The following is a 25,417-nucleotide window of genomic DNA, read 5'->3' on the forward strand; positions in this document are numbered from 1 at the left end:
TAAAGCTAGATGGAGGAAGGCTTATGTCTGATGAAAATGACATCAGCGGCGGCGGGGGTAGCAACCCGCAGGATGCAGGAGGAGGCTCCACTGGGCTTACCGACGAGAAGCGCAGGGAGTATTGGAAGAAAAACCTCACGGTCATTGGTATTTTGATGGGTATTTGGGCCTTTGTCCCACTAGTGCTCGGTATTCTGCTTGGTCCGACACTCAATGAGATAGGCTCCATAGGCGGTTACCCACTGGGCTTTTTCGTTGCTCAGCAGGGATCTATTTACGTCTTCCTGGCGTTGATCTTTTTCTACGCCTGGTACATGAACCGTCTCGACCGCCAGTTCGGCGTCGAAGAAGACTGATCTGACCGGAGGGAAGCCGCATTATGGATGCACAACAGATAATGAACCTCAGCGTCGTAGGTCTTACCTTCGCGCTGTATATCGGAATCGCCATCTGGGCCCGCACCGGGAGTACGGCTGAGTTTTACGTCGCCGGTAAGGGGGTTAACCCAGTTGCCAACGGCATGGCGACTGCAGCTGACTGGATGTCGGCGGCCAGCTTTATCTCCATGGCCGGCCTAATCGCCTTCCTCGGCTACTCGGGGGGCGCCTATCTAATGGGCTGGACTGGCGGCTATGTGCTCATGGCACTGCTTCTTGCGCCATATTTGCGCAAGTTCGGCAAGTTTACCGTGCCGGAGTTCATAGGTGATCGCTTTTACTCCAACGCCGCCCGCGTGATCGCTGTTATCGCGTTGCTGGCGATGTCGATTACCTACGTTATCGGCCAGATGCGCGGCGTCGGGATCGCCTTCTCCAACATCCTGGAGGTCCCGCTGTGGATAGGCTTGGTCTCAGGTATGGCTGTGGTCTTCATCTACGCCGTATTTGGTGGGATGAAGGGCATCACCTATACCCAGATCGCCCAGTATGTTGTCATGATCTTCGCCTATACGGTGCCCGCGGTGTTCATTTCGTTGACCATCACCGGTGTGCCGATACCGCAGATTGGCCTCGGCAGCACTACCGAGGCGGCCGGTGAGAGTGTTCATATTATCCAGGCGCTGGATAGGACATTGGTCGAGATCGGTTTTGCCCCCTATAGCGAGTTGGCCAACATGAGCATGCTCAATATGTTCATGCTTACCCTCTCGCTGATGATCGGTACTGCTGGTCTGCCGCACGTTATCATCCGCTTCTTTACCGTGCCGCGGATGCGCGATGCGCGCCGTTCGGCCGGGTGGGCACTGTTCTTTATCGCCATCCTCTACACCACCGCGCCGGCGGTAGGTGCAATGGCGATGTGGAATATGCTCAACACCACCATCGAGGACCCGACCGAGGTTTGGGATAATCGCGAAGCCCTAGCCGAGCCTGGTGCGTGGATGGCGTACGATGAGCAGCCGAGCTGGATGGAGCACTGGGCTGGTACCGGGTTGCTCGATATTGAGGATAAGAACGAAGACGGCCATCTGCAGTACTATAACGAAGATGACGAGGAGATGGCTAAGTTCGCTGAGGAGCACGGCTGGGAAGGCTCGGAGCTGGATATCGACCGCGATATCATCGTCCTCGCCAACCCGCAGATCGCCAACCTAAACCCGATAGTTGTTGCCTTGGTGGCAGCTGGTGGTATTGCCGCGGCGCTCTCTACGGCGGCCGGATTGCTGCTGGCTATATCCTCGGCGGTATCCCACGACTTGCTTAAAGGGGTATTCATGCCGCGGATAACCGAGAAGCAGGAGATGCTCGCAGCCCGTATCAGCATGGCTGTGGCTATACTCTTCGCCGGTTATCTCGGTCTTAACCCACCAGGTTTTGCCGCCGAGGTCGTGGCGCTGGCGTTTGGGCTGGCTGCAGCTAGCCTGTTCCCGACGCTGATGATGGGCATCTTCATGGCGAAGATGAACAAGCAGGGTGCAATCGCCGGTATGCTGGTCGGTCTGTTTAGTACGCTGCTCTATATCTTCATCTACAAGGGCTTCTTCTTCTTCCCGGAGACGGCCCTACTGCCTGATGAAGAGGCCTACTGGCTGTTTGGTCTTAATACGACCAGCTTTGGTGCGGTAGGTGCGGTGCTGAACTTTATTGCGGCATACGTCGTATCTAAGCTGACAGCGCCACCGCCGAAGGAGATCCAGCAGCTCGTCGAGAACATCCGCGTACCTAAGGCGGATTGATCCTCGAGCGGCGGTAAATACCCCTTCCGCCAGTGCGGGGAAGGAGTGAGAGAAGAGGGGCGGGCCGTAACGGTCCGCCCCTCTTGTTTGTGTGTGGGCAACTAAGTGGCTCAGGGGGAAAATTCGAGAGACGGACTTGTGGAAGGTCCCCCGGGTAGAGTTACCCGGGGGCAATGAGGGATGTTACTTGTTAGCCCGGTCCTCGATCAGGGTGTCGACCACCGACGGGTCGGCTAGGGTGCTGGTGTCGCCGAGGCTGTCGAGCTCGTTGGAGGCGACCTTGCGCAGGATCCGGCGCATGATCTTGCCCGAACGGGTCTTGGGCAGGCTCGGGGCGAACTGGATCAGATCCGGCTTGGCGATCGGGCCGATCTCATCAATGCAGAGCTTGACCAGCTCCTTTTTGAGATCTTCGCTTGGCTCTTCGCCGGCCATCAGGGTGACGTAGGCGTAGATGCCTTGGCCCTTGACGTCGTGCGGATAGCCGACCACTGCCGCCTCGCTCACCTTGTCGTGGAGAACCAGGGCGCTCTCGACCTCGGCGGTACCCATGCGGTGCCCGGAGACATTGATGACGTCGTCAACCCGGCCGGTGATCCAGTAGTAGCCGTCGGCGTCGCGACGGGCGCCGTCACCGGTGAAGTACTTGCCGGGATAGGCGGCGAGATAGGTATTGAAGAAGCGCTCATGATCGCCGTAGATGGTCCGCATCATGCTTGGCCAAGCCCGGTTAATGACCAGGTTGCCTTTGCCTTCGCCCTCAATGACATTGCCCTTGTCATCGACCAGCTGCGGCTCGACACCGAAAAAGGGCAGGGTCGCCGAGCCGGGCTTCAGGTCCATGGCGCCGGGCAGCGGTGCGATGAGGATCGAACCGGTCTCGGTCTGCCACCAGGTATCGACGATCGGGCAGCGCTCTTCGCCAACTACCCTGTAGTACCACTCCCACGCCTCGGGGTTAATCGGCTCACCAACCGAGCCGAGGATGCGCAGGCTCTTGCGCGAGGTATTGGTAACGTGCTCATCGCCTTGGCCCATCAGGGCGCGCACGGCAGTCGGGGCAGTATAGAAGATAGCGACATTGTGCTTATCGACTACCTGCCAGAAGCGCCCGGCATCGGGGTAGGTCGGTACGCCCTCGAACATCAGGGTCTTAGCGCCATTGGCCAATGGCCCGTAGACGATGTAGGAGTGGCCGGTTACCCAGCCGACGTCGGCAGTGCACCAGTAGACCTCGCCCTCTTGGTAGTCGAAGACGTACTTGTGGGTCATCGCCGTGCCGAGCAGATAGCCGCCGGTGCTGTGCTGAACACCCTTCGGCTTGCCGGTTGAGCCGGAGGTGTAGAGGATGAACAGCGGGTCCTCGGCGTCCATGTGCTCCGGCGGGCAGTCGGTGGAGGCCTCGGCACAGGCGTCGTGATACCAGACGTCGCGGCCGTCATTCCAGTTGATGTTACCGCCAGTGCGCTGGACGACAAAGACCGTCTTGACGTTGGGGCAGCCCTCGAGGGCCTTATCGGTATTGCCCTTTAGCGGTATGGCGCGGCCGCCGCGAACCCCCTCATCGGAGGTAATGACGACTTCGGCGTCGGCATCGATAATCCGATCGCGCAGGGCCTCGGGGGAGAAGCCGCCGAAGACTATCGAGTGGACGGCGCCGATGCGGGCGCAAGCGAGCATGGCAACCGCGGCTTCGGGGATCATCGGCAGGTAGATGCAGACCCGGTCACCCTTCTTAACGCCGCGCGCCTTCATGGCGTTGGCAAAACGGCAGACGCGCTCATGCAGATCGCGGTAGGTGATGCTCTCATCCTGATCGGGCTCATCGCCTTCCCAGATTATGGCGGTCTGATCGCCACGGCTCTCCAGGTGTCGATCAAGGCAGTTGTAAGCGACGTTGAGCTTGCCGCCGGCAAAGAAGCGGATATCTCCCTTGCTCAGGTCCCACTCGCAAGTAGTGCCCCACTTGCTAAACCAATCGAGGAACTTATCAGCCTGCTCTGACCAAAAGCCTTCGGGGTCTTTAAGCGAGCGCTCATACATCTGCTGGTACTGCTCAAAGCTGATGTGCGCGCCCTGTTTGATTGACTCTGGGACTGGATAGACCTTGTCTTCGGACATCTTAAACTACTCCTCCTGACAGATTCTCAATTCTGCCGTCTTCTGGTGACGGCTAACGGAAAGGTAACACGATAAGCCGTCGAGCGTTACGGGTGTATTGAGATGGATTGCTTTCATTGAATCTGTTGTGGATGCCAGTACGGTTTTACTCCTATACCAAGCCCACGATTGCCCCCTGATTGTAAACGTGCAAAAGGCTTTCAGCATCAAAGATAGTAACTTAACAGGCATTGTATAGTCATGACTGATTCAGGGCCTTGTCAGGAAAAGGTGATTTTATGTTGACGTGGATGGTGGATAGGTTCATATTAAATCGGTATGGGAATATCTAGGCAGGCGGCTTGCTATGTGTACCAACAAGGTTGTAGGTAGATGGATCGCGGGCGGTGATGTTGCTCGCTCTTACCTGAGGCCGGAGGGCAGATACCTCCTGCTATCTGGTGTCTTGGCTTTGTCCTATCTCATTTCTTCATCGGCTGCGGCTGCTGCAGGGCCTGGATTGGCTACAGGACCTGGGTTGGTCTATGGCGATGGGACCCACACTGGTTCGCTTCACACTAGCTTGGCGAATCCGGCAGGTACGCCAGCTTCACCTCGGGTTGGGGTGCAGTTTGGGGCTAATGTCGGCTTTGGTTATGAGTTGGGTGATATGAATCAAATCATTGACAGTGTTGATGAGGTGATGGATCTGCTGGATAAAGAGTTTGAGTCTTTCAGCGAAGCCAAAGAGGGAGTTGATGCATTAGATGATGTGTTGAAACAGCTGGGCGAGCATGGGCGTGGCAAGCTAAGAGCAGGCGGATCTGTGCCCATAGTTGTAGGTCGGGCTGACGCAGGGTGGGCACTTGGAATAGAGCTTGGCAGCGATTTTTCTGCAGGGTTCAGTGTTCTCGACGACCCTTTGAGGGTGGAAAATAATGAAGTAAAAACCGAAACCTCGCTTTATTTAAAAGGAGCCCAGGTTCAAAGATTGTCTCTAGCGCCCGGGTTAAAGGTTGCCGATTGGGATGGTAGGAATTTGTATGTTGGCGCAAGGGTCAATTATTATAGCGCTGATATGTATAAAACTGTTGTTCCCCTTGATGGGCAGGATGGAGATGACTTTGAGATAGTTAGCGATGAATTAGATCGGCAAGTTAATTCTTCAACAGCATTGGGTTTTGATTTGGGCGCTGTGTATCAAACTAGCTATTTTCGTGGCGGCGTTACTTGGTTGAATGTCAATGAGCCGGAATTTGATTTTCCGTCCGTTGGGGTAGGTTGCGGGCAGATCGCGGATGCCAGCCAAAAAAGAAATTGTGAAGCTGCTCAATACTTTGGAGACCGAATTAGCTTGCAGGAGACTTGGAAGCTTAACGATCAGGCACGGGGGGAATTAGCCCTGCACGACCCAAGTCAGCGTCTCGTGCTATCGGCTAGTTACGATTTTAATACAGTCCGTGATGTTAGTGGTGATGAGTACCAGTGGTTAGCCATGAGCGCTTCTTACCGCCTGCCTTGGTATCTTAAATGGATTCCAGATATGAGGGTAGGATATCGAGAGAATCAGGCTGGATCAGAACTGAGTTATTACAGCTTGGGGCTGACATGGCTGGGGGTTTTGTCGTTGGATGCTGCGTTGAGTGATCAGACTATCGACCATGATGGAGACAGTTGGCCTCGCAGTGCCATGGTGAACATAGGGCTCCAGATGAGATTTTAGTAGGGCCTTCTGTGCAGATGTTTTGTCCTCCGGTGGTGGGACTAGGGTATGCAGAGCAGCAGAAGGCACGAACCAAGTACCGCGTACGATTTAAGAGAAATAGTTATGGGTTACGCCAAAAAAGCTGAGGGGCATAACAAAATGTCTAGTTTTAAGTGGTTGAGGGTTACGGGAGCGGTATTAGCCGGTGGTGTCATAGCTGGCTGTACCAGTAGTAGCGGATTCGTTAATTACGACGAACGCCAGATGTATTCTGGCGAGACAGCAGGCAACATCGAATTTCTAGAAATAGGCCCTATAAGCGCTAACAGTAGAAGTTTCCTCTGGACCAGCTGTCATCAGATGGTAACAGAAGTCGCAGATGAATTGCGCGCAGAGGCTAAAGAGGCTGGTGGCAACGCTATAATAAATGTGCGTTGGCGAGATTATGATAGTGGTGAATGGGTACGTCACCCTGCATGCACTACAGCTTGGGGCTGGAGCGCTCTGGCACCTCCTGTAATAGGGGCGGTATGGCCGTGGGCTAAGCGCTCAGGGGCAGAAGGGATAGCGGTATATGCTGATGAAAGCCAAATAGAACACTTAAGGGAAAGTATCAGAGAGTATCGCGGGTTACTTGTAGATGAATACTTTGATGATGCGGATGCAGAGGAAGCACTGTTTGAAGGCGACGCTGTTCTGGAGGAGGAATATGATGAAGAAGAGGATGCGTTAGAAGAGCCAGTGCAGGACGAAGCGGAAATAGGGGATGCGCTAGAAGACCCGGTGCAGGAAGAAGACGAGCTAGAGGATACGGATCAGGGTGATGAAGAGTTAGGTGATCAGGATCAGGATGAAGAAACTGATGATGATCCTGAGGATGACGAGGGCGCGGATGAAGATGACACGGATGAGTAATCGTTCGAGCGAGTGGTTGCCGAGTAAATATATTTTACTCCTGCAAAGCTCAAGGGGGGGAGTTTAGGGGTCCTATAAGCTGAGCATGCTTTGGCAAGAAAAAAAGCAGTGGGGCGGTTAGTATTTGAGCGTCAATTAGATTGATCAGCAATGCAAGCTTCAAGACTCGCTTCGCCCCCAGCCCCACCGGGCCGCTGCACCTTGGCTCCTTGGTGGCTGCAATGGGGGGCTATTTGGCGGCGCGCAGCGAGGATGGGCAGTGGCATGTCCGTATAGACGATATCGACCCTCCGCGCGAGCAACATGGCGCGGCGGATTCGATCTTGCGGGCATTGGAGGCTTGCACCCTACACTGGGATGGGACCGTCGTCTATCAAAGTCAGCGCCACCCTGATTACCAGCAGGCCATTGAGACCCTGCGCAACAGCGGCGTGGCTTATCCGTGTGCCTGTACTAGAAGAGAGATTGCCGCTGTAGCTAAGCAAGGTGTCGCTGGAGCGGTCTATCCGGGTTTTTGTCGTGACGGGATAGTTGCCGGGCGCAGTGAGCGGGCAATCAGAGTGCGTGTGGCGGATGTGGTTATTGACTTTGTTGACCTCGCTCTCGGCAGAGTCGAGTACAACATTTCTACAGAAGTAGGAGACTTCGTGATCCGCCGCTCCGATGGGCTGGTGGCTTATCACTTGGCGTGTGTAGTTGATGATGCCAAGGATGGTTTCAGCCACATAATACGCGGGCAGGACCTGCTGGCCTGCACCCCGGCGCAGATCTATCTGCAGAGGTTGCTGAGCTTGCCAACCCCCCAATATAGACACCTCCCTTTGGCTACAGACGAGCAAGGCAAAAAGCTTTCTAAACAGACTCAGGCCAAGCCTATTGATCTCGATAATCCTGCCCCCGACATGCTAAGAGCGCTTCAAGTGCTGGGGTACGATCCTCCTAAGCAGCTTGTCGGCGCCACTGCAGAAGAGATAGTTAGCTGGGCAATAAATTGCTAGAGGGCGCCCGTGAATCCATCCCGGGAGGCTGGATGGCGCCATCCCTGGCGCCTTTAATTCTTAACTATCCTCTGCAGAGTTTTGGCCTAGACTCAACATCTCACGGGCGCGGTTGTGTAGTTCGGCAAAGAACGCTCCGAATACGCCCAGCATAAGTCCAAGTACAGCAGATAAAGCCACTATAAGGCTTCTGCGGTCGTCGCCACTGCCGATGTTGGCAGCGATAAACGTGGGCGCTTCTTTAGGGGGGGTAAGCCGCCTCGAAGAGCCAGCCGAGAACCTCTACTACTCCTGGGATCGGCATGTCAGAGCGCTGTTTGTGTATCTCGACCCCGAACTCTGGGAGATCTGTGGACACAACCCCAAATTCTTCTTACGCCGCGTTGCCCAGCATAAGCTCGAAGAGGCAGCGCATTTAGATGGATTTTCGACGAAGATTTTCGTCTCTTCGGTTATTCGGATAGCACGTTCTATACAGCTGCAAAAACCCGTTGAGCTTCTCAGCGGGGTGCGGTAAAGTTGGCGATTACACCCGATGTTTACCAAACAGCCACGAAAGCCAACCAATGGATCAAAACAGCCCCCACAGTCGGCCGCTCACCCCGTACCAGGACGCACAATTCCCCGAGGAGGGGCGCCCCGTGCGCGATGACGAAATCAGCCTAATTGATCTTTGGTTAACACTGGTTCGGCGGCGGCGTTGGATTATTGGCATAGCCTTAGCAGTTTTTCTCCTCGGCAGCTCTTACGCCCTCATAGAGACTATGGACGGGGAACAGCAAGAGTTCGTTTCTTACGTTGATTTGGCCGCCGTTGAAGATGAGCCAATGATTCCCGCCAGCTCGCTGAAGGATGTCGTAGAGCGTGCCCTTTTACCAGCAACACGGATGCAATACCGATTTGAGACGGGGACAAGCGCCCCTTCGGTTGAGTTAGAAGAAATTGAAGGTGTCAATCAGTTGGTGCTTATTAGCAAAACTGCTCCTGAGCGCCACGAACATGCTGAAGCCCTGCATGAGATCATCAGTGGTGAGCTGGTCAGTCTCCAAGCTCGGCGATTTGAAAATGTGCAAGACCGGCTTGAGAGAGAGATAGATCGCAGATCACAAGAACTTGAGGAAGCAAGAGAGTTCTACAGAGAAGAAATAGAGACTATCAACCAGAGGCTCGAGGATAACCATGAGAGCCTCGCCGAGATTAGAGAGATACGCGGCACCCTGCGAGAACAGCTCGATTCTATTGAAGCCACAGATGGCGCTGCAGATTTAGATACAAAAACAACCTCCTTACAAATGCGCCTTGAGGCCAGCAGAAATGATCTAAGCTCCATCCAGCAGAAAGTGGGCAACACCCAGCAATTACTAAGCGAAACACGACGGGAAAAGCGCAGGATGGAGCTCTCTTACCAGAGGGATATAGAAAGGTTACGTGAGGAGCTCGAACAGGGCCTCCAGGAGCCGGGCGTCTCCATCCTCGCTGCTGAAGGAGAGATTATAGATGACAGCCGTGCAGGCTTGATTGTTGCTCTATCGGCGGTGCTTGGTATCATGCTCGGCATATTTGGAGCATTTTTCCGTGAGTTTATCGACCAAGCGCAACGGGTTGCAGCAGCTGAGGGAGCTTCAGAATAAAGTCCATTGTAAGCTCATTCTGCTAGGGCACCTTAAACACTTCAGTTGCAGCCTAACTCTCAGTAAACTAGGTATGCTGGCCTGCTGAGAGCGTTTTTAGAGGCATCTGCCGTTTGAACATAGAACACGCTGAGACCTCCACAAATAACCACTATCTAAAGTCGGAGGTTTCCGAGTGAGGAATCCGTGAAATAGAACACCTTCACCCTTGAAGTACAATCCAACATACCCTCGAACCGAAGCTGCCTCGAATAGCTGGCCGAGGATTTCTACTACTCCTGGGATCGGCATGTCAGAGCGCTGTTTGTGTATCTCGACCCCGAACTCTGGGAGATCTGCGCAACAGCACAAGCCAGAGGTCGATTAGGCTTATCTCATCATCGGCGGTCCTGTCCCGGTACTCTTCGGGGAATTTGGCGTCGCGGCCAGTCAGGGCGCGCTGTGTTTGGCGACCATGAGGATTATCTGGATTTTCTTTAGTCATCTTATTTTGCTAACAGGCAGTCCAAGTGTGGCTTTGGGTGATAGACAAAGGGTAGAGAAAGGCATTGGTTAATCGCCCTGCGGGTGCTCAACTACAACTGTTGTCCAAATCCCGCCGCGCACATTAAATTCAGCCGTTAATTTCATGTAGCGGGGAGCGGTAACCGTTACCAGATCGTTGAGTATACGGTTGGTGACCGCTTCGTGGAAGGCCCCGGTATCCCGGTAAGACCAGACGTAGAGCTTGAGGGATTTAAGCTCGACACAGAGCCTATCCGGGATGTATTCCAGCTTCAAGGTGGCGAAGTCAGGCTGCCCGGTCTTTGGGCACAGGCAGGTGAACTCGGGGATCTCCATCTGAATGGTGTAATCCCGATCCGGATTGGGGTTGGTGAAGGTTTCCAGTAGTGATGAGCTATCTGTAGTCATTTTCAATTACTTTTTGCAACAGACTTCGGCAAAGTCAAGTCTTTCCAAGTGTCGCCCCAGGCTTGATAATGTCGCACTGCCGTGCCCACGGGTTTAACAACCCCCGTAGGGAACCTCTAAAATCTCCCCCGGAGCCACTCAGTTGCCCCGGTGTGGAGGACGCCGCGAATCCGTCCCTGGAGGCTTCATGGCGCCATCCCTGGCGCCAAGACCTCCACACCGGGGCAACTGAGTGGCTCCGGGGGAGGGGTAGAGGTTACTCGTAGGTGAGTAAGGACATCTATATCATTAAGTTAGCAATGCGGCAGGAGCGCCTCGCAATCTAAATCATGCAGCTCAAAAGGATCAAGCTAGCCGGTTTTAAGTCATTTGTAGACCCGACGCCTGTACCGTTACCCGGGCGTATGGTCGGCGTAGTAGGGCCCAATGGCTGCGGCAAGTCTAACATAATTGATGCGGTGCGCTGGGTTATGGGTGAGAGCTCGGCTAAGCACCTGCGTGGCGAGTCGATGACCGATGTCATATTCAACGGCTCGAGTGAGCGTGCGCCAGTCAGCAAGGCTAGCATTGAACTGCTGTTCGACAACAGCGATGGCGCTATAGGTGGCAAATACTCAGCATTCAATGAGATATCGGTAAAACGGCAGGTAAATCGCGAGGGTCAGTCGCAGTACCTGCTTAATGGGACGCGCTGTCGCCGCCGGGATATCAGTGAGGCCTTTCTTGGCACAGGGCTGCGTCCGCGCGGGTATACCATCATCGAGCAGGGGATGATCTCGCGGGTGATCGAGTCGCGCCCCGAGGAACTTCGTGTCTACCTCGAGGAGGCGGCTGGGATATCTGTCTATAAGGAGCGCCGGCGCGAAACCGAGCGCCGGATTAGGGATACACGCGAGAACCTAGAGCGCCTCGATGATGTTCGTGACGAGGTATATAAGCAGCTAGAGAAGTTGCGCCGCCAGGCCGAGGTGGCCGAGAAGTATCGCCGTTACCGCGCCGAGGAACGGCAGTTACGGGCTGAGCTATCGCTGCTGCGCCGGCGCCGTCTCGATCAGCGGATTGAGGCCCTGGAACAGACCCTAGCCGATCTTGAAAACCAGCGCCAGAGCGCGGTAGCCGAGCAGCGTCACGCCGAGAACGAGATAGAAACCCTGCGCGATAACCTTAGCCAGCGCAATGACGAGCTGAATAAACTGCAGGGGCAATACTATGAGACCGGTGCGCAGTTGGCCTCTTTGGAGGAGAAGATCAATAGTACCCGAGAGCTGCGCCAGCGCCGTGAGCAAGAGCTGGAGCAGACCCGAGAGGCACTGAGTGAGCTGGAGGGTGACAGTGATCAAGATCAACAGCGCCTGAGTGAGCTGCGCGAGCAGCTTGCCGAATTGGAGCCGCTGCTCGAGGCAACAGAGGAAGAAGAGCAAGCGGCGGATGCCGAGCAGCAGCAGGCGCGGCGGGATCTGGATGCTTGGCGTGATCGGGCAGAGTCGCAGCGTGCCGAGCAGCAAGCAGCTCAGCGGCGCGAAGAGGTCGAGCGGACCCGTTATGAGGCAGCAGCACGGCGGGCAGAGGAACTGGCCGAACGCATCACGCGGCTCGATAGTGAGCAGCAGGGGCTCGATATCCAGGCCCTGGAGGAGGAGATCGGTGAGCTGGAGGCGCAGTCTGAGGCGCTCGAGCAGGATTTGGAGTCGCTCCAGGAGCAGCGCGATAGTGCAGCTGGCGAATTAGAGCAACTGATTGCCCAGCGCGATGCCGTAGCCGCGGATTTAGAGCAGGCGCGCGAGGAGGTTAGCGATACCCGCGCCCGGTTGACCTCATTGGAGACCCTGCAGGAGGCTGCCTTAGGCAGAGACGGTGGCGAACTGCGCGAGTGGCTTGAGCAGCAGGGCTGGGGTGATGCCCCGCGCCTTGCCGAGCGGCTGCAGGTGGACAGCCGCTGGGCGCAGGCACTGGAGGTGGTGCTCGCTGAGATGCTGCAGGGGGTCTGTGTCGAGCACGATGAGATCACCTCAAGCGAGCTGGTAGAGAAGGCTTTAGCAGGTCAAGGCGAAAGTAGGGGGCAAGATCAAAGTACAGGACCGGGGGTTGTTTTGATAAGTTGCACGGGACAACACCCCCCGGCTCATGAGGACGGGCCCGGCTCGGGATATCTGCTCGAGCATGTCAGCGGTGCCGCGGTGCTGCGTGAGCTGCTCGCCGGGGTGCGCTGCGCGGACAGCCTGGAGCAGGCGCTGGGCCTGCGCTCTGAGTTGCGGGCAGGAGAGAGTATTGTTACCCCTGAGGGGGTATGGCTGGGTAGCGATTGGTTGCGCACACCTGCCACCGGTCAGCCTGAGAGCGGGGTCCTGGAGCGCGAACAGCAGATGCAGCAATTGCGGGCTGAGCTTGAGGCGGCTGAGGAGCGCCTTGCTGAGCTCACTGAAAAGCTCGCCGCGGCACGCGATGGTGTTAGTCAGGCGCAGGCCCAGCGCGATGAGAAGGCTGCCGAATTGGGGCCGCTCAATCGCCGTCAAGCCGAACTGGCAGCTCGTTTGGAGCAGCGCCGCGAGCAGCTTGAGCGAGCTGAGCAGCGCCGTGCTGAGCTGGCCGACGAGCGGCAGCGGCTGATCGCCCAGCAAAGCTCTGCCCAGAGCGAATGCGCTGAGGCCGATCAAGCTGCGCAAAAGGCAGCTGAGGAGGCGGCGCAGACCGGTGCCGGGCTTGAGGAGTTGGAGGTTGAGCGCGAACAGCTGCGGGATAATCTGGAACAGGCCGCCGAGCGCTTGCGCTCAGCGCGTGAGCGCCGTCATGATCTGTCCATGCAGCGCCAGCAGGCGCAGACCGCGCTGGATTCGTTAAGTAAACAGCTGGATAAGGCTGCCGAACAGCGCGAGCGACTGATGAAGCAGCGCGATGAACTCGCCGCGGCCCTAGCCGAGGAGGACAGTCCGGTTGGTGAACTGCGCGCTAAGCGCGAGTCCCTCCTTGAGCAGCGCAGTCAACTCGAGAGCGAATTGCAGCAGCTGCGCCGCGACAGTGAAGAGCTCGATAGGCGCCTACGCGAGCAGGATCGCCAGCGTCTGGAAGCTGAACAGCGCGCTGAGTCTTTGCGCGAGCAGCTTGAGTCGCAGCGCTTGGAGTTAGGCGAGTTGCGCGTCCATCGCAGCCACGAAGAGACTGCTCTGGCCGAACTGGGTGAGGATGAACAGGCCATCGAGCAGCGGTTGCCCAGTGACGCTGAAGAGGTAGACATCAGTGCCTGGGATGACGCCCTGGAGAAGACTGCGGAGCGTATTCGCCGTCTCGGTTCGGTTAATCTGGCGGCCATCGATGAGTGTGAGCAGCTCGAGGAGCGGCGCAGCTATCTCGATCAGCAGTACACTGATTTGACCGAGGCCCTTGAGACCCTTGAGAGCGCCATTCGCCGCATTGACCGGGAGACCCGTTCGCGTTTTCGTGAGACCTTTGAGCAGGTTAATCAAGAGTTGGGTAAGCTCTTCCCGCGCCTATTTGGTGGCGGGCGGGCCTACCTGGAGCTGACCGACGACGATTTACTCTCTACCGGGGTGGTAGTCCTTGCTCAACCGCCAGGCAAACGGATCACCAACATCCATATGTTGTCTGGTGGGGAGAAGGCATTGACCGCGGTGGCCTTGGTATTTGCTATATTTAACCTCAATCCGGCGCCATTTTGCCTGCTGGATGAGGTCGATGCGCCGCTTGATGAGGCCAATGTAGGGCGATTTTGCGATTTGGTGGCTGAAATGTCGGAGCGTGTGCAGTTTATCCTGATTACCCACAATCGTACTACCATGGAGCGGGTGTCGCACTTATTGGGTGTGACCATGAATGAGCCGGGGGTATCGCGGCTGGTTGCGGTCGATGTAAAAGAGGCTGCGGAGATGGCTGGTGCCTGATGGGAGCTGTTTTATGACTCGAGTTGATAGTAACCCGATGCGCCCCGACAGCTGCGCTGCACTGCTGGGAGAGAGGTAAGCCATGGATCCTTTACGCTGGACAATCCTTGGCATCGGTCTTTTGGTGCTGGTGGCCATTTATCTCGTCGGGCGGTGGCGGGAGAAGCGCCGTCGGGCCAGGGAGAGTGGCTCCGGAAGCCAAGGTGATCCGAGTAGCTCTAGTAGCAAAGAGGGTCTCAAGACTAAAAGCTCGCGCTGGTTTGCTGGCGGCTCGCCGGAACAGAATAAGGATAAGGTCTTTATCGATGATCTGGATGCCCCCTATGACCATCCGCCGGCGCCGAACTATGATACCCCCTTTATTGATGAGGATGCCCTGCAGAGTATCGATGATCTACTCAGAGAGGATGAGCAGGAGCGTGGTGGCTCCGGGGTTTATGCTGACATCGAGCGGCATCAGCCGGCTTCCGGAAGTGGCCGTAATCAAGCCGGTACAGATGCCCATAAACGCTCGGTTGCTGGATCCGCTGCTGAGCCCACTGCACAGCCGAGTAGTGGCAGCAGTACGGTCGCTGATACCGGAGTCGGCCCGGAGGGGCCCTGGTGGCAGGAAGATGAGCCCCGCGAAGATGTGCAATCGGCAGCTCCTGCAGCGTCAAAGCCCGCACCGGCGGAGTCCGATAAGAGTCAGCCCGCCCGGAAAGGATCCGACCAGAAAGGATCCGGCCAGAAAGGATCCGGCCAGAAACGGCCCGATCAAAAGCAAACCGATACAGCCGCTACAGAGCTTGAGCAGCCCCAATCGGCTCAAACCCGAGCTGCGCCAAAAGATCCAAAACAGCCTGAAGCCAATCAGTCCGTTTCCAGTCAGCAAGCTGCCGCGTCAGATGTGAGCGACAGACAGGGTGTTGCCAGAGGCTCTGCTAGCGCCGATGAGCCAGTGTCGCCAGATAGTGCTGACCGCCCGGTGAGCGCTGCTGAGGGTGGTGGCCAGAGCCATCAAGAGCAGCGCAGCGAGCCGCCGCCGCTGAAGCTCTCGCCGGCATCTCAGGTGGAGATGAATGCCTATCGCACCGGCAGCGTCCCCGAGGCCGAGAAGGTCGTAGTAGTCTATGTCGGGGCGCGGGAGGGGCAGCGCTTTAATGGCCCGGATATCGCGGCGGCCTTAGAGTCAGTGCGCATGGTGCCCGGTGAGCACCGCATCTGGCATCGGCGGGGGCGCAGCGAGATCGGGCAATTCACGATCTTTAGTGTGGCTAGCATGGTTGAGCCAGGATACCTTGATCCTGAGCAGACCTTGCCGCGCTTGCAGACTCCGGGGCTGGCCTTCTTTATGCAGTTACCGCTGCCGGTTGACGGTGAAGAGGCCCTTGATACCTTGCTGGCCACTGCCTACCATGTCTCGCGCCATCTCGATGGAACCTTACTCGATAGTACGCGGTCGACTTTAAGCCGTCAGGTTGCCGAGCACATGCGTGAGCAGCTGCGCGAGCATCGCCGTCAACTGCATATTGCCATGCATAAGCAATAACGTGAGCGAAATCGATAATTCAAAAGACTACGCTGCAGTGCAGCAACAAGTCGAGCAGTTACGCCGCGAAATCGCCGAACACGATTATCGCTACTATGTGCTTGATCGGCCAAGCATAGCCGACTCCGAGTACGATGCCCTCTTTGCCGAACTGCGGCGCCTTGAGCAAAGCCACCCGGAACTGATAACTGCCGATTCGCCGACCCAGCGGGTTGCGGGGAGTCCGCAGAGTGAGCTGGCAACACTCCATCATGACAGTCCTATGCTCTCCCTGGACAATGCCTTCGAACCGGGCGATCTCGACGACTTTGACCGGCGGATTCGGGAACTCAGTGGCGCTGAACAGATAGCCTACACCGGTGAACCCAAACTCGATGGCATCTCCCTGAGCCTGACCTACGTTGATGGGCAGCTAGTGCGCGCGGGCACCCGCGGTGACGGGCGGGCTGGTGAGGATGTTACCGCTAATGTCCGTACCATTGGCAGTGTACCGTTGCGCCTGCGTGGTAGCGGCTACCCTGCGCGCTTTGAGGTGCGCGGCGAGGTTGTGATCCGCAAGGCGGATTTCGAGGCACTCAATGAGCAGCGTTGGCAAGCCGGGGAGCGCCCATTCGCCAATCCGCGCAACGCTGCTGCCGGTTCGCTGCGTCAGCTCGATCCACGGATTACCGCCAAGCGCCCGTTAACCCTCTTTGTCTTCGGGGTAGGCGAGCCGCGTGCTACCGGTGCGCTCAGCCACTGGCAGGTTCTCCAGTGGCTAAGCAAGTGGGGTTTTCGGGTAAGTGAGCCGCTGCGCAGCCTCAGCGGAGTAGAGGAGTGCCACCGCTTCCATCAGCAGCTCATTGAGCAGCGTGATGAGCTAGAGTTCGAGATCGATGGCGCGGTGTTCAAGGTAGATGATTTGGCGACGCGTGACGAGCTCGGCTTTACTGCCCGTGCCCCGCGCTGGGCTATTGCCTTTAAGCTGCCGGCCCGTGAGGCGACAACTACGGTTCGCCAGATCGTCCCCTCGGTGGGTCGCACCGGTAAGATCACCCCGTTGGCCCGCTTGGAGCCGGTCGATATCGGTGGGGTAACGGTTTCGCGAGCGAGTCTGCATAATGCCGATGAACTGGCGCGCAAAGATGTCCGTGAAGGGGATACGGTGATGGTGCGCCGGGCCGGCGATGTCATCCCCGAGATTACCGATGTGGTCCTTGATAAGCGCCCAGGCGAGGCGCAGCCCTGGCGTTTTGAGGAGCGTGTGAGGGCTTGTCCGCAGTGCGGGGCTGAAGTGGTGCGCCTTGCCGGTGAGGCGGCCCATCGGTGTGTCGGCGGGCTCTCCTGTCCGGCGCAGCTTGAGGGAGCGGTGCAGCATTTCGCCTCGCGCCGGGCCTTGGATATAGATGGCCTCGGCGAAAAGATAATCGAGCAGCTGGTTGCTAAGGGGCTGGTTCGGGATGTCGCCGATCTTTTTTACTTGCGCCACGAACAGCTCGCCGGCTTGGAGAGGATGGGCGATAAATCGGCGGATAATCTTCTCAACGCCCTGGCTCGAGCCCGGCGGAGTAGTCTCGATAGGTTCATCTATGCGCTCGGTATTATGCACGTCGGCGAAGTGACTGCGCAGCGCTTAGCGGCTGCGGCGAGCACTTTGTGCCAAGAGATAGCCCCTGCGGATAGTGCAGATGATAGCAGGGGGGCTAGCGTGCTATTGCGCCAGTATTTGGGGCTGCCAGAGCAATCGCATATCACTAGCGAGGCGTTGTTGCGGATCATGGCTGCACCGGTTGAAGAGCTTGAGCAGCTTGAGGATATCGGACCGGTAGTCGCGCAGTCGATCGTTCGCTTTTTTGCCGAAGAGCATAACCGTGGGGTAATTGAGCGCCTTTGTGCTGCCGGGGTAAGCTGGCCGGAACCGCGGCAGCCAGGCGGCTCTGCGGGCGAAGCTGGTGGAGAGCAGGCGCCTTTGTCCGGCAAGAGCATTGTCTTAACCGGCAGCCTACAGGGTATGACGAGAAGCGAGGCCAAGGCGGCTATAGAACGGCAGGGCGGGAAGGTAACCGGTAGCGTCTCGCGACGGACCGATTATGTGGTTGCTGGCGAAGATGCCGGCAGTAAACTGTCCAAAGCCCGGGAGTTAGGGATTACGGTTTTGGATGAGGGGGAATTCACTCAATTATGTTCAAAAGACTGTTGAGTTACGCCACTCTACCCAAACCTCTCAGTAGGCTGCCTCTAAAAACCACCCTCCAAGCCTAGGGCTGCCTAGGTGTGGAGGACGCCGTGAACCCATCCCTGGAGGCTTCATGGCGCCATCCGTGGCGCCAAGCCCCCCACATCTAGGCAGCTCCAGGCTTAGCGGGTGGTTTTTAGAGGCGCCCAGATACATCGAGCCATCACACTGCACACAAACATAACTTCCTCACAAATCCTTGCAATTCTTTTGAACAAAACCAATCAAGACATTGGTAAACTTAGCACATAGCAAATTTCTTTAATATTGAGTTGCCGGTATTGATTGAATCCCGATGTTAAGACAGATCCTAGGGGCGGTTGCCCGGCGCTGGGTGTGGTTGCTCAGCGCCTGTATAGCGGCTGGCGCCGCGGCTATTTTTCTGATTGAAGGCGGCCCCGCTGATGGTGAGCGGGACCGCGATGGCCGAGGCGTTGCCGTTGAAGTAGGTACTATCGAGCGGCGAGATATGCGCGATATTCGACGCCTCGATGGTAGCTTGGAGGCGCTCTCCTCTTACGAGGTTGCGCCTAAAATCGGTGCAGAGATACGCAGTGTTGAGGTGCGTATCGGGGATGTTGTTGAGCAGGGCGATCTGCTCGCCCGGCTTGATCAGCGGGAGATAGAACAAGAGGTTGCCCAGGCTGAGGCCGAACTCGAGGTGGCGCGGGCCGAGCTTGCAGAGCGCGAATCGACGCTGCAGAACGCTGAGCGAGAGCTGTCCCGTACCCGTGACCTGCGTGAACGTGAGATTGCCTCAGCGGCAGACCTTGAGGCCGCTGAGGCGCAAGTGGCCGCCGAGCGTAGCCGTAAGCAGCTCGCTGAGGCCCGCATAGCGCAACGCCAGGCCGCCTTGAGTGCAGCGCGTATTCGCCTGTCATTCACCGAGATCCGTGCCGACTGGGAAGGGGGCGAGGGTGAGCGGGTGGTCGGTGAGCGCTTTATCGACCCAGGGGCTACTGTCAGCGCCAACGAACCCATTCTCTCATTGCTCGATCTCTCCGAGCTGCGTGCAGTGACGTTCGTCTCCGAGCGCGATTATGGGCTTATCAGCCCCGGGCAAGGTGCTCAGTTGAGTGTTTCCGCTTACCCGCAGGCCAGTTTTGATGCCGAAGTGGTGCGTTTGGCCCCGCTATTTCAGGCCGGAACCCGGCAAGCCCGTGTCGAGTTGCGAGTGCCGAATCCGCAAGGTCTATTGCGCCCAGGTATGTTCACGCGTGTCTCCTTGCAAGTCGATAAGATCGAAGACGCCTTGACCGTGCCCTACGATGCCATCGCCCGACGTGGGGGCAGGACGGTGATTTACCCGGTAACTCCCGAGCAAGACGAGGATGGCGAAGAAGTCCTTAAGGCGCGACAGGTGGCGGTCGAGGTCGGCTTGCGCAGTGACTCCCGGGTCGTGGTTAGGCCTGTGGATGAGGAGCTAGGTGAGGGTGCTCAAGTGGTTACTCTCGGTCAGCACCTGATTGGTGAGCAGGCCGAGGTAGAAATAGTCGGTGAGCAGTTGGAGGCGCTGTGAAGTTAGCCGCGTTTTGTGGGCAGCGCCCGGTGTTCACCGTTATGGTGACACTGATAGCGGTCATATTGGGGCTTAATTCTCTTGACCGGTTGCCTATCGACCTGATGCCCGAGGTCGATTATCCGACTGTGCGGATATCCGCCTCCTATGAAGGGGCCGGGCCCGAGGAAGTTGAGTCGCAGGTTGTTGAGCGGATCGAGAATGCGGTCGCTCCGGTGGCTGGGGTTGAGAGTATTGAGTCGACCTCGGCGGAGGGGCAGGGCGATGTGATCCTTTCTTTCGCTTGGGGCACCGATCTGGATGCTGCGGCTAACGATATTCGCGAGCGCATTGATCGGATTCTGCCCAATCTGCCCGACGGCGTCGAGCGCCCGCGACTGCGCTTTATCGATATGTCCGACCGGCCGGTAATGGTGCTCGGCCTAGCCTCCGATCTTGATCCGATCGAGCTGCGCCGGCTTGCTGAGGATCGGGTCCGCGACAGGCTCGAGCGCATCCCCGGGGTGGGTTCGGTGGATATCTGGGGCGGCCTGGAGCGCGAGATTGAGATAGCTGTAGATCGGGGTCGCCTGCAGGCGGTCGGACTTGCGCTGGAGGATGTGCGCAGCGCCTTGGCAGATGCCGACTTCGAGGTGGCTGCCGGTACCCGTGAAGAGGGGCGTCACGAGCGGGGCTTGCGGGTGCCGGGGCGGGTAACTGATCTGGATACCTTGGCAACGGTAGTCGTTGGCCGCGGTGAGGATGGCGCGCGGATACGTTTAGCCGATATTGCCGAGGTGCGCGATACCCACGAGCGAGAGACTCGGCGCATTCGGGTCGATGGGGTCCAGGGGATCCGGCTCGGCGTGCGGGCGCGAACCGATGCCAACACCGTTGAAACGGCGCGTGCCCTGCGCAGTGAGATCGAGCAGTTGCGCGAAGATATGCCGCAGATCGGCCTGCTGGTGGTTCGCGACACTGCCGTTTATATTGAGCGCTCGATGGCCAACCTGGGACGGACTATCCTCTTCGGCGGGGTCCTCGCCCTGCTGGTGATGTTGGTCTTTATGCGCGATTTCCGCGCCGCAGCGGTTGCCGGCGTAGCTATCCCGGTCTCCCTGGTGACTACATTCACCCTCGTCTACTTTGCCGGGTTTACCCTCAATCTGATGACCCTCGGCGGCATGGCGCTGGGGGTGGGGCTGATGGTGGATAACGCCATCGTGGTGTTGGAGTCGATCCTCGCCCGGCGCGAGCGCGGTATGCCGGCCTATCGGGCAGCGGTCGAAGGTACGAGCGAGGTTGCCCCCGCCGTTACTGCAAGTACTCTGACTACATTGGCGATATTTCTGCCGCTGATCTTCCTGGAGGGGTTGGCCGGGGCGCTGTTTTCGCAGTTGGCGTGGGTGGTCGGGTTTGCCTTGGTCGCCTCGTTGTTGGTCGCCTTTACTGTCGTGCCGATGCTCGCAGCGCGCTTACCGCAGCAGCGTCGGCGCGGTCCGCCGCGCTGGTATAAGCGTCTAGAGTGGGGGTATCGGCGCCTGCTAAGCGGTGCGCTCAAGCAGCGGGGGGCGGTAATGGTGCTGGCCTTCAGTGTCGTCGCTTTGGCGATGGCGTTGGTGCCACGTCTGGGCACCGAGTTGATGCCGGATACCGATGAGGGCGACCTGCGCATCTCTTTTGAGTGGGAGCCGGGGATCAGCCTCGAGTTTATGGATGAGCGCATGCAGCACCTTGAGCAGCAGGTGCTCGAGCACGTCCCCGAGGTTGAGCACTGGGACTCAAGCTCGGGGACTGGCGGCTTTCGGGCCGGCGGCGGCCATACCAGCCGCATAGACATGGCGCTAGTGCCCCTTACGGAACGTCAGCGCAGCACTGAGGAGGTGGCCGATAGCCTGCGTCGTGAATTCGCTAATGAGGTGCCGGGCGCTGAGGTCAGGGTGCGGGCGCGGGGTATGCGAATGATGCGCGGTGGCGCCGGGGCCGATGGTGAGGAGTTAAGTATCTCGGTCTACGGCTATCAGCGCGAGACGCTCGATCAGATCGCTAAGCGCATCGAGTCGCTAATTGAGGGTGTTGATGGAGTCACCGACGTCAGCTTCAGTATGGATGACTCGTCCCCTGAGGAGCGGTTGGTAATCGACCGGGTCCGGGCTGCGGATCTTAACGTCCCGGTATCGCGGATTGCCGATACCATTGAGGCGGCTGTTGCTGGTGCCAGGGCCGGTTTGTATCGGGCACAGGGCGGTGAGGAGGTGGCCATCCAGGTGCGCCTTGCCCAAGCACGCCAGATCGAGATGGAGGAGTTGCTCGATTTAACCGTGCCGAGTGGTGATGGCGAGCAGATCGCGCTGCGCAATGTTGTCGATGTGGTCGATGGCGAATCGCCATTGACTATCGAGCGGCGTGATCGGCAGCGGGTCACAACTGTAGTGGCCAATATCGGCGAGCGCGATCTCGGCTCAGTGGTAGCCGATGTGCGGGATGAACTGGCAGGTTTGCCGCTACCACGCGGTTATGGCTGGTGGATAGGTGGCGAGTATGAGGAGCAAGCGGAGGCGCTGCGGCAGTTGACCATTACGCTGATGCTTGCGGTCTTGCTTGTCTATATGGTCATGGCCTCGCTCTACGAGTCGCTGCGCAACCCGTTCGTGGTTATGTTCACGGTGCCGTTCGCCGGGGTCGGGGCGGTGCTGATGCTCTGGTTGACCGGTACGACCATCAATGCGCAGTCGTTTATCGGCATAATTATGCTCGCCGGTATCGTCGTCAACAATGGTATTCTGATCGTCGACCGGGCCAACCGCAGCCTCCGCGCCGGGGCGCCGCCGCGTCAGGCGGTCTTGATCGCTGGTCGGCGGCGTCTGCGTCCGGTGCTGATGACTTCATTGACTACCGGCCTGGCCCTGGCACCGCTGGCGATCGGTTTCGGTGAGGGTGCTGAGGCGCAGGCGCCGATGGCACGCTCGGTCTTAGGTGGCTTGATCAGCGGCACGCTGATCACCTTGGTGGTTATCCCGTTGGTATTTACCCTGATGCACAGGCGCAGAGGTGGCGTTGTTGCAGGTAATTAGGTGGCGCAGACTGGGTCTGTTAAGTGCCGGTATAGCCGGTGTTCTGCTCGGCGCGGTAGTGCTGTTAGCGCGCGTTGACGCCGCTGAGCGATCCGTTGACGACGCTATAGGAGCCGGCGTTGCTGCTGATGAGCCCGGTGGGCAAAGTGAACTGCAACTCAGCCTTGAGGATGCCGTACTCGGCGCCCTGGAGAATAACCCGGCGTTGCAGGCCGAACGGCTCGAGCCGGTGGTGGCCGGCACATTCGAGCGCATCGAGAGGGGTGATTTCGATGTCGGCATGTTTGCCGAGGGCTCTTACAGCCTGGTCCGTGAAGAGCGCATTGACCCCAGCACAAGTGCGCGCTTCGACTTGGAGCGGGATGCTGCCAACCTCTCAGTGGGCTTACGTCAAAGCTTGCCCTTCGGCGCCGATTGGGAAGTGGCACTTGGTCAATCTTTTGAGGAGACTGAAAGCGGGGGGCAGGGGGGTGGCTCAGCAAATGGGGGCGAAGAACTGCATACCACCCACATCGGCCTTAACTTCACTCAGCAGCTGTTGCGCGGGCGTGGCCGCGAGGTGAATCTGGTCGGGGTACGCCAGGCCGAGATCGGCGTTATGAGTTCAGAGTATGAGCTGCGCGGCTTTATGGAGTCACTGATAGCCGATGTCGAGTCGGCCTATTGGGACTACGTCCTGGCTGATCGCGAAATAGAGCTCTATAAGGAGTCGTTGCGCCTGGCCACTGAGGAGATAGAGCGGGCCCGGGAGCGGGTTAGGGTGGGCGATCTAGCCCGCACCGAGTTGCCGGCACTGGAGGCTGAGCGGGCCCTACGTCGGCAAGAGTTGATTGATGCGCGCAATCGTCGCCAGGTGGCAAGCCTTGAGCTCTTGCGCTTGAGTGGGACCGAGCAGCAACTCGATGAAGAGATTCAGATCAACCCAACTACTGAGCCGGAACGCAGCATCGCGGAGTTGGCTGCGGTGGCGGATCATTTGGCCTTAGCGCTGGAACGCCGCCCCGAACTAAATCAAGCCCGGTTGGACTTGCAAAGCGATAATCTGCAGGTCACTCGCACCCGTAATGGCGTATTGCCGCGCTTGGAGTTGTTTGTAAGCCTTGGGCGTAGCGGTTATGCTGACTCGTTCTCGTCCGCTCCGCGTCAGCTGGACGAGCCTAACTACGACGCCGAGCTGGGGATCCGCCTGGAGCGTCCGTTGCGCAATCGCGCGCCGCGCGCTGAACACGAGCAGGCGCTGGCGCAGCGCAATCAGGCTAGTTTGAGTATCAATAATCTGGCTCGCTTGGTGCGTCACGATGTGCGCAGTGCTTATCTTGAGGTGGAGCGGGCGCAGAGTCAGATTGATGCTAGCCAAGCAACGCGCCAGGCCCAGCAGGAGCGGGTGCGTGCCGAGGAGGAGCGGTTTCGGGCCGGCGAGGCGACCTCTTTTGCAGTAGTGCAGGCCCAGCGTGATCTGCTGGAGAGCCAGATAAATGAGGCCGGGGCCCTGGTCGACTACCGTCAAGCCCTGCTTGAGCTCTACCGCCTTGATGGCACACTGTTGGAGCGCCGCGGCATCAACGCAGCGGCGCTGGAGTGAGCATCTCAACCGGCCAGGGCATGAATTTGAGTGCCGATGGTAGTAGAATCTTCTATCCCATGGCGCCAAACCCTCTTAGGATCTGATATATGGCAGGGCGAAATTTCTATACTATTCTCTATGTAATTGCTACCGCGATCTGTGTAGGGATTAGTGTCTATCTCTCCTATTTTGGCTACTACAGCCATCTTCAGGAGTTGACGGTATTCTTTGCCTTGTTGCTCGGCATCCTATTGTTCGGGACCGACATGATGTTCCGCCACTACCGCCTTGAAGGGCGCAGGGTATGGGTGCCACTCGGCTTTTTTCTGGTTGTAGCGGTATTTAGTTGGGCCAGTAACTACAACTTCCTCTACACCAGCTTCATGGAGCGGGATGTTGCCGAGCGCACAGTAGTGGAGCAGTTCCGTACTTTTCGTGAGGATTTGACTGCTACGCGCAGCGCTCTTGCCGACCATCCGACTATACGTGAGGTGCGCGAGGAGCGGCGTGAACTAGAACGCGAGCTTAGCAATCTCTACCAGCAGTTGACCGATCCGGTCCGCCCGGGGTGTGGTCAGCGTTGCCGAGGGCACGTTGAGCAGATAGAACAGCTGCTCGGCGAGCGGGTAACCGATCTAGCGGTACCGGCCGTGGATGCGAGCGCGGAAGAGAACGAGCAGTGGTTTGCTAGCTACCGTGAAACAGTCATTAGCGCCTTTGAAGATAGTGTTGACGACGAGTTTTATGAAGTGGCCGGGCTGGCTGAGAGGATTGAACAGTTACTATCTGATTATGCTGATCCTTACGCTGCCCTGCGGCGTGAATATGAGGATAGGCGCCGGGCGGTGGTAGAGACACGTGGATTCGAAGTGATAGCACAGCTGCGCAATTACTCTGCGGATATTCAGCGCCAGGCTAACGCCCTTTTGCCGCAGGGGGATGAGGTTGAGCATCGGGATATCCATTCACGGCTGGATAATCTCGGTGAGATACCGCTAAGTATCCGTGACGGGTTTATTGAGCGCAGTCATCCTGGGGTGACGGCAGTCAGTTCGCTGCTGGCCCTGTTTGTCGATTTCATACCTATTCTTTTCGCATGGTTGATATTCCGTCCCGATAATCGCCGCCGTATGCCGAGCAAGCCTGGCTTTGGGCTCAAGCGGCAGGGTCGAGGACGGGTGGCGACACCGTAATCTTGTAGG

At 57.8% G+C, this 25,417-nt stretch carries 17 protein-coding genes; 14 read left to right on the forward strand and 3 right to left on the reverse strand.

Translation table 11 applies throughout. The annotated features are described in order from the left end of the window. Positions 1-41 precede the first annotated feature (41 nt). Together HH1059_RS13925 and HH1059_RS04725 are read left to right on the forward strand one after the other, a co-directional pair. A complete protein-coding gene (locus HH1059_RS13925; protein ID WP_276309286.1) occupies positions 42-356 on the forward strand; it encodes a DUF4212 domain-containing protein in 315 nt (104 codons plus the stop codon). Between the two features lie 41 nt (positions 357-397). Beyond that, on the forward strand, positions 398-2,176 hold the full coding sequence (locus HH1059_RS04725) for a sodium:solute symporter family protein (protein WP_420809699.1): 1,779 nt from the start codon (positions 398-400) through the stop codon (positions 2,174-2,176). Between the two features lie 183 nt (positions 2,177-2,359). Here HH1059_RS04725 and acs read toward each other — a convergent pair whose 3' ends face one another. Beyond that, positions 2,360-4,297 (reverse strand): acetate--CoA ligase, encoded by a 1,938-nt coding sequence (gene acs / locus HH1059_RS04730; RefSeq protein WP_096408870.1) that lies wholly within the window; start codon positions 4,295-4,297, stop codon positions 2,360-2,362. 346 nt (positions 4,298-4,643) lie between these two features. Between acs and traF the strand changes: the two genes are divergently transcribed. The 5 genes from traF to HH1059_RS04755 all read left to right on the forward strand — a co-directional run bounded on the left by traF (position 4,644) and on the right by HH1059_RS04755 (position 9,525). Further along, positions 4,644-5,999 (forward strand): conjugal transfer protein TraF, encoded by a 1,356-nt coding sequence (traF, locus tag HH1059_RS04735; protein WP_096408873.1) that lies wholly within the window; start codon positions 4,644-4,646, stop codon positions 5,997-5,999. A gap of 141 nt (positions 6,000-6,140) precedes the next feature. Next, entirely contained in the window at positions 6,141-6,896 is a 756-nt protein-coding gene (locus HH1059_RS04740; RefSeq protein ID WP_162549364.1) for a hypothetical protein, read from the forward strand. A gap of 140 nt (positions 6,897-7,036) precedes the next feature. Further along, positions 7,037-7,894: a tRNA glutamyl-Q(34) synthetase GluQRS gene (gluQRS, locus tag HH1059_RS04745; RefSeq protein ID WP_096408878.1), complete on the forward strand. Its 858-nt coding sequence runs from the start codon at positions 7,037-7,039 to the stop codon at positions 7,892-7,894. Between the two features lie 229 nt (positions 7,895-8,123). Then, positions 8,124-8,411, forward strand: coding sequence for a DUF3417 domain-containing protein (locus HH1059_RS04750; RefSeq protein ID WP_231902026.1), 288 nt, complete (start codon positions 8,124-8,126; stop codon positions 8,409-8,411). A 124-nt stretch (positions 8,412-8,535) separates the two neighbouring features. After that, on the forward strand, positions 8,536-9,525 hold the full coding sequence (locus HH1059_RS04755) for a hypothetical protein (protein ID WP_096408883.1): 990 nt from the start codon (positions 8,536-8,538) through the stop codon (positions 9,523-9,525). Between the two features lie 292 nt (positions 9,526-9,817). Here the strand turns inward: HH1059_RS04755 and HH1059_RS04760 are convergent, their stop codons facing one another. Then, the gene (locus tag HH1059_RS04760; RefSeq protein ID WP_096408886.1) at positions 9,818-10,009 is read right to left on the reverse strand and encodes a hypothetical protein; all 192 of its coding nucleotides are present in this window, start codon (positions 10,007-10,009) and stop codon (positions 9,818-9,820) included. A 68-nt stretch (positions 10,010-10,077) separates the two neighbouring features. After that, the gene (queF, locus tag HH1059_RS04765) at positions 10,078-10,437 is read right to left on the reverse strand and encodes a preQ(1) synthase (RefSeq protein ID WP_096408888.1); all 360 of its coding nucleotides are present in this window, start codon (positions 10,435-10,437) and stop codon (positions 10,078-10,080) included. A 329-nt stretch (positions 10,438-10,766) separates the two neighbouring features. Here queF and smc point away from each other — a divergent pair, with 329 nt between their 5' ends. The 7 genes from smc to HH1059_RS04800 all read left to right on the forward strand — a co-directional run bounded on the left by smc (position 10,767) and on the right by HH1059_RS04800 (position 25,408). Next, positions 10,767-14,333, forward strand: coding sequence for a chromosome segregation protein SMC (gene smc / locus HH1059_RS04770; RefSeq protein ID WP_096408891.1), 3,567 nt, complete (start codon positions 10,767-10,769; stop codon positions 14,331-14,333). A gap of 82 nt (positions 14,334-14,415) precedes the next feature. Continuing rightward, on the forward strand, positions 14,416-15,864 hold the full coding sequence (gene zipA / locus HH1059_RS04775; RefSeq protein ID WP_096408894.1) for a cell division protein ZipA: 1,449 nt from the start codon (positions 14,416-14,418) through the stop codon (positions 15,862-15,864). Position 15,865: 1 nt separating this feature from the next. After that, positions 15,866-18,043 carry an NAD-dependent DNA ligase LigA gene (gene ligA / locus HH1059_RS04780; protein WP_096408896.1) on the forward strand — a complete coding sequence of 726 codons (2,178 nt, stop codon included), beginning with the start codon at positions 15,866-15,868 and terminating at the stop codon, positions 18,041-18,043. Positions 18,044-18,374: 331 nt separating this feature from the next. Continuing rightward, the gene (locus HH1059_RS04785) at positions 18,375-19,598 is read left to right on the forward strand and encodes an efflux RND transporter periplasmic adaptor subunit (protein WP_096408899.1); all 1,224 of its coding nucleotides are present in this window, start codon (positions 18,375-18,377) and stop codon (positions 19,596-19,598) included. Further along, positions 19,595-22,651: an efflux RND transporter permease subunit gene (locus tag HH1059_RS04790; RefSeq protein ID WP_096408901.1), complete on the forward strand. Its 3,057-nt coding sequence runs from the start codon at positions 19,595-19,597 to the stop codon at positions 22,649-22,651. The genes HH1059_RS04785 and HH1059_RS04790 overlap by 4 nt, the downstream gene beginning before the upstream one ends. Next, positions 22,638-24,233 carry a TolC family protein gene (locus HH1059_RS04795; protein WP_096408904.1) on the forward strand — a complete coding sequence of 532 codons (1,596 nt, stop codon included), beginning with the start codon at positions 22,638-22,640 and terminating at the stop codon, positions 24,231-24,233. The genes HH1059_RS04790 and HH1059_RS04795 overlap by 14 nt, the downstream gene beginning before the upstream one ends. Positions 24,234-24,322: 89 nt before the next feature. After that, positions 24,323-25,408, forward strand: coding sequence for a hypothetical protein (locus HH1059_RS04800; protein WP_096408907.1), 1,086 nt, complete (start codon positions 24,323-24,325; stop codon positions 25,406-25,408). Positions 25,409-25,417 lie beyond the last annotated feature (9 nt).

Origin of the sequence: Halorhodospira halochloris (assembly GCF_002356555.2) — a bacterium.
Classification (GTDB): domain Bacteria; phylum Pseudomonadota; class Gammaproteobacteria; order Nitrococcales; family Halorhodospiraceae; genus Halorhodospira; species Halorhodospira halochloris.

Coding starts and splice junctions, on each gene's coding strand:
- HH1059_RS04785 (WP_096408899.1), top strand. CDS start 18,375: ATGTTAAGACAGATCCTAGGGGCGGTTGCCCGGCGCTGGGTGTGGTTG.
- smc (WP_096408891.1), top strand. CDS start 10,767: ATGCAGCTCAAAAGGATCAAGCTAGCCGGTTTTAAGTCATTTGTAGAC.
- traF (WP_096408873.1), top strand. CDS start 4,644: ATGTGTACCAACAAGGTTGTAGGTAGATGGATCGCGGGCGGTGATGTT.
- HH1059_RS04725 (WP_420809699.1), top strand. CDS start 398: ATGAACCTCAGCGTCGTAGGTCTTACCTTCGCGCTGTATATCGGAATC.
- queF (WP_096408888.1), bottom strand. CDS start 10,437: ATGACTACAGATAGCTCATCACTACTGGAAACCTTCACCAACCCCAAT.
- zipA (WP_096408894.1), top strand. CDS start 14,416: ATGGATCCTTTACGCTGGACAATCCTTGGCATCGGTCTTTTGGTGCTG.
- acs (WP_096408870.1), bottom strand. CDS start 4,297: ATGTCCGAAGACAAGGTCTATCCAGTCCCAGAGTCAATCAAACAGGGC.
- HH1059_RS04800 (WP_096408907.1), top strand. CDS start 24,323: ATGGCAGGGCGAAATTTCTATACTATTCTCTATGTAATTGCTACCGCG.
- HH1059_RS04760 (WP_096408886.1), bottom strand. CDS start 10,009: ATGACTAAAGAAAATCCAGATAATCCTCATGGTCGCCAAACACAGCGC.
- HH1059_RS04740 (WP_162549364.1), top strand. CDS start 6,141: ATGTCTAGTTTTAAGTGGTTGAGGGTTACGGGAGCGGTATTAGCCGGT.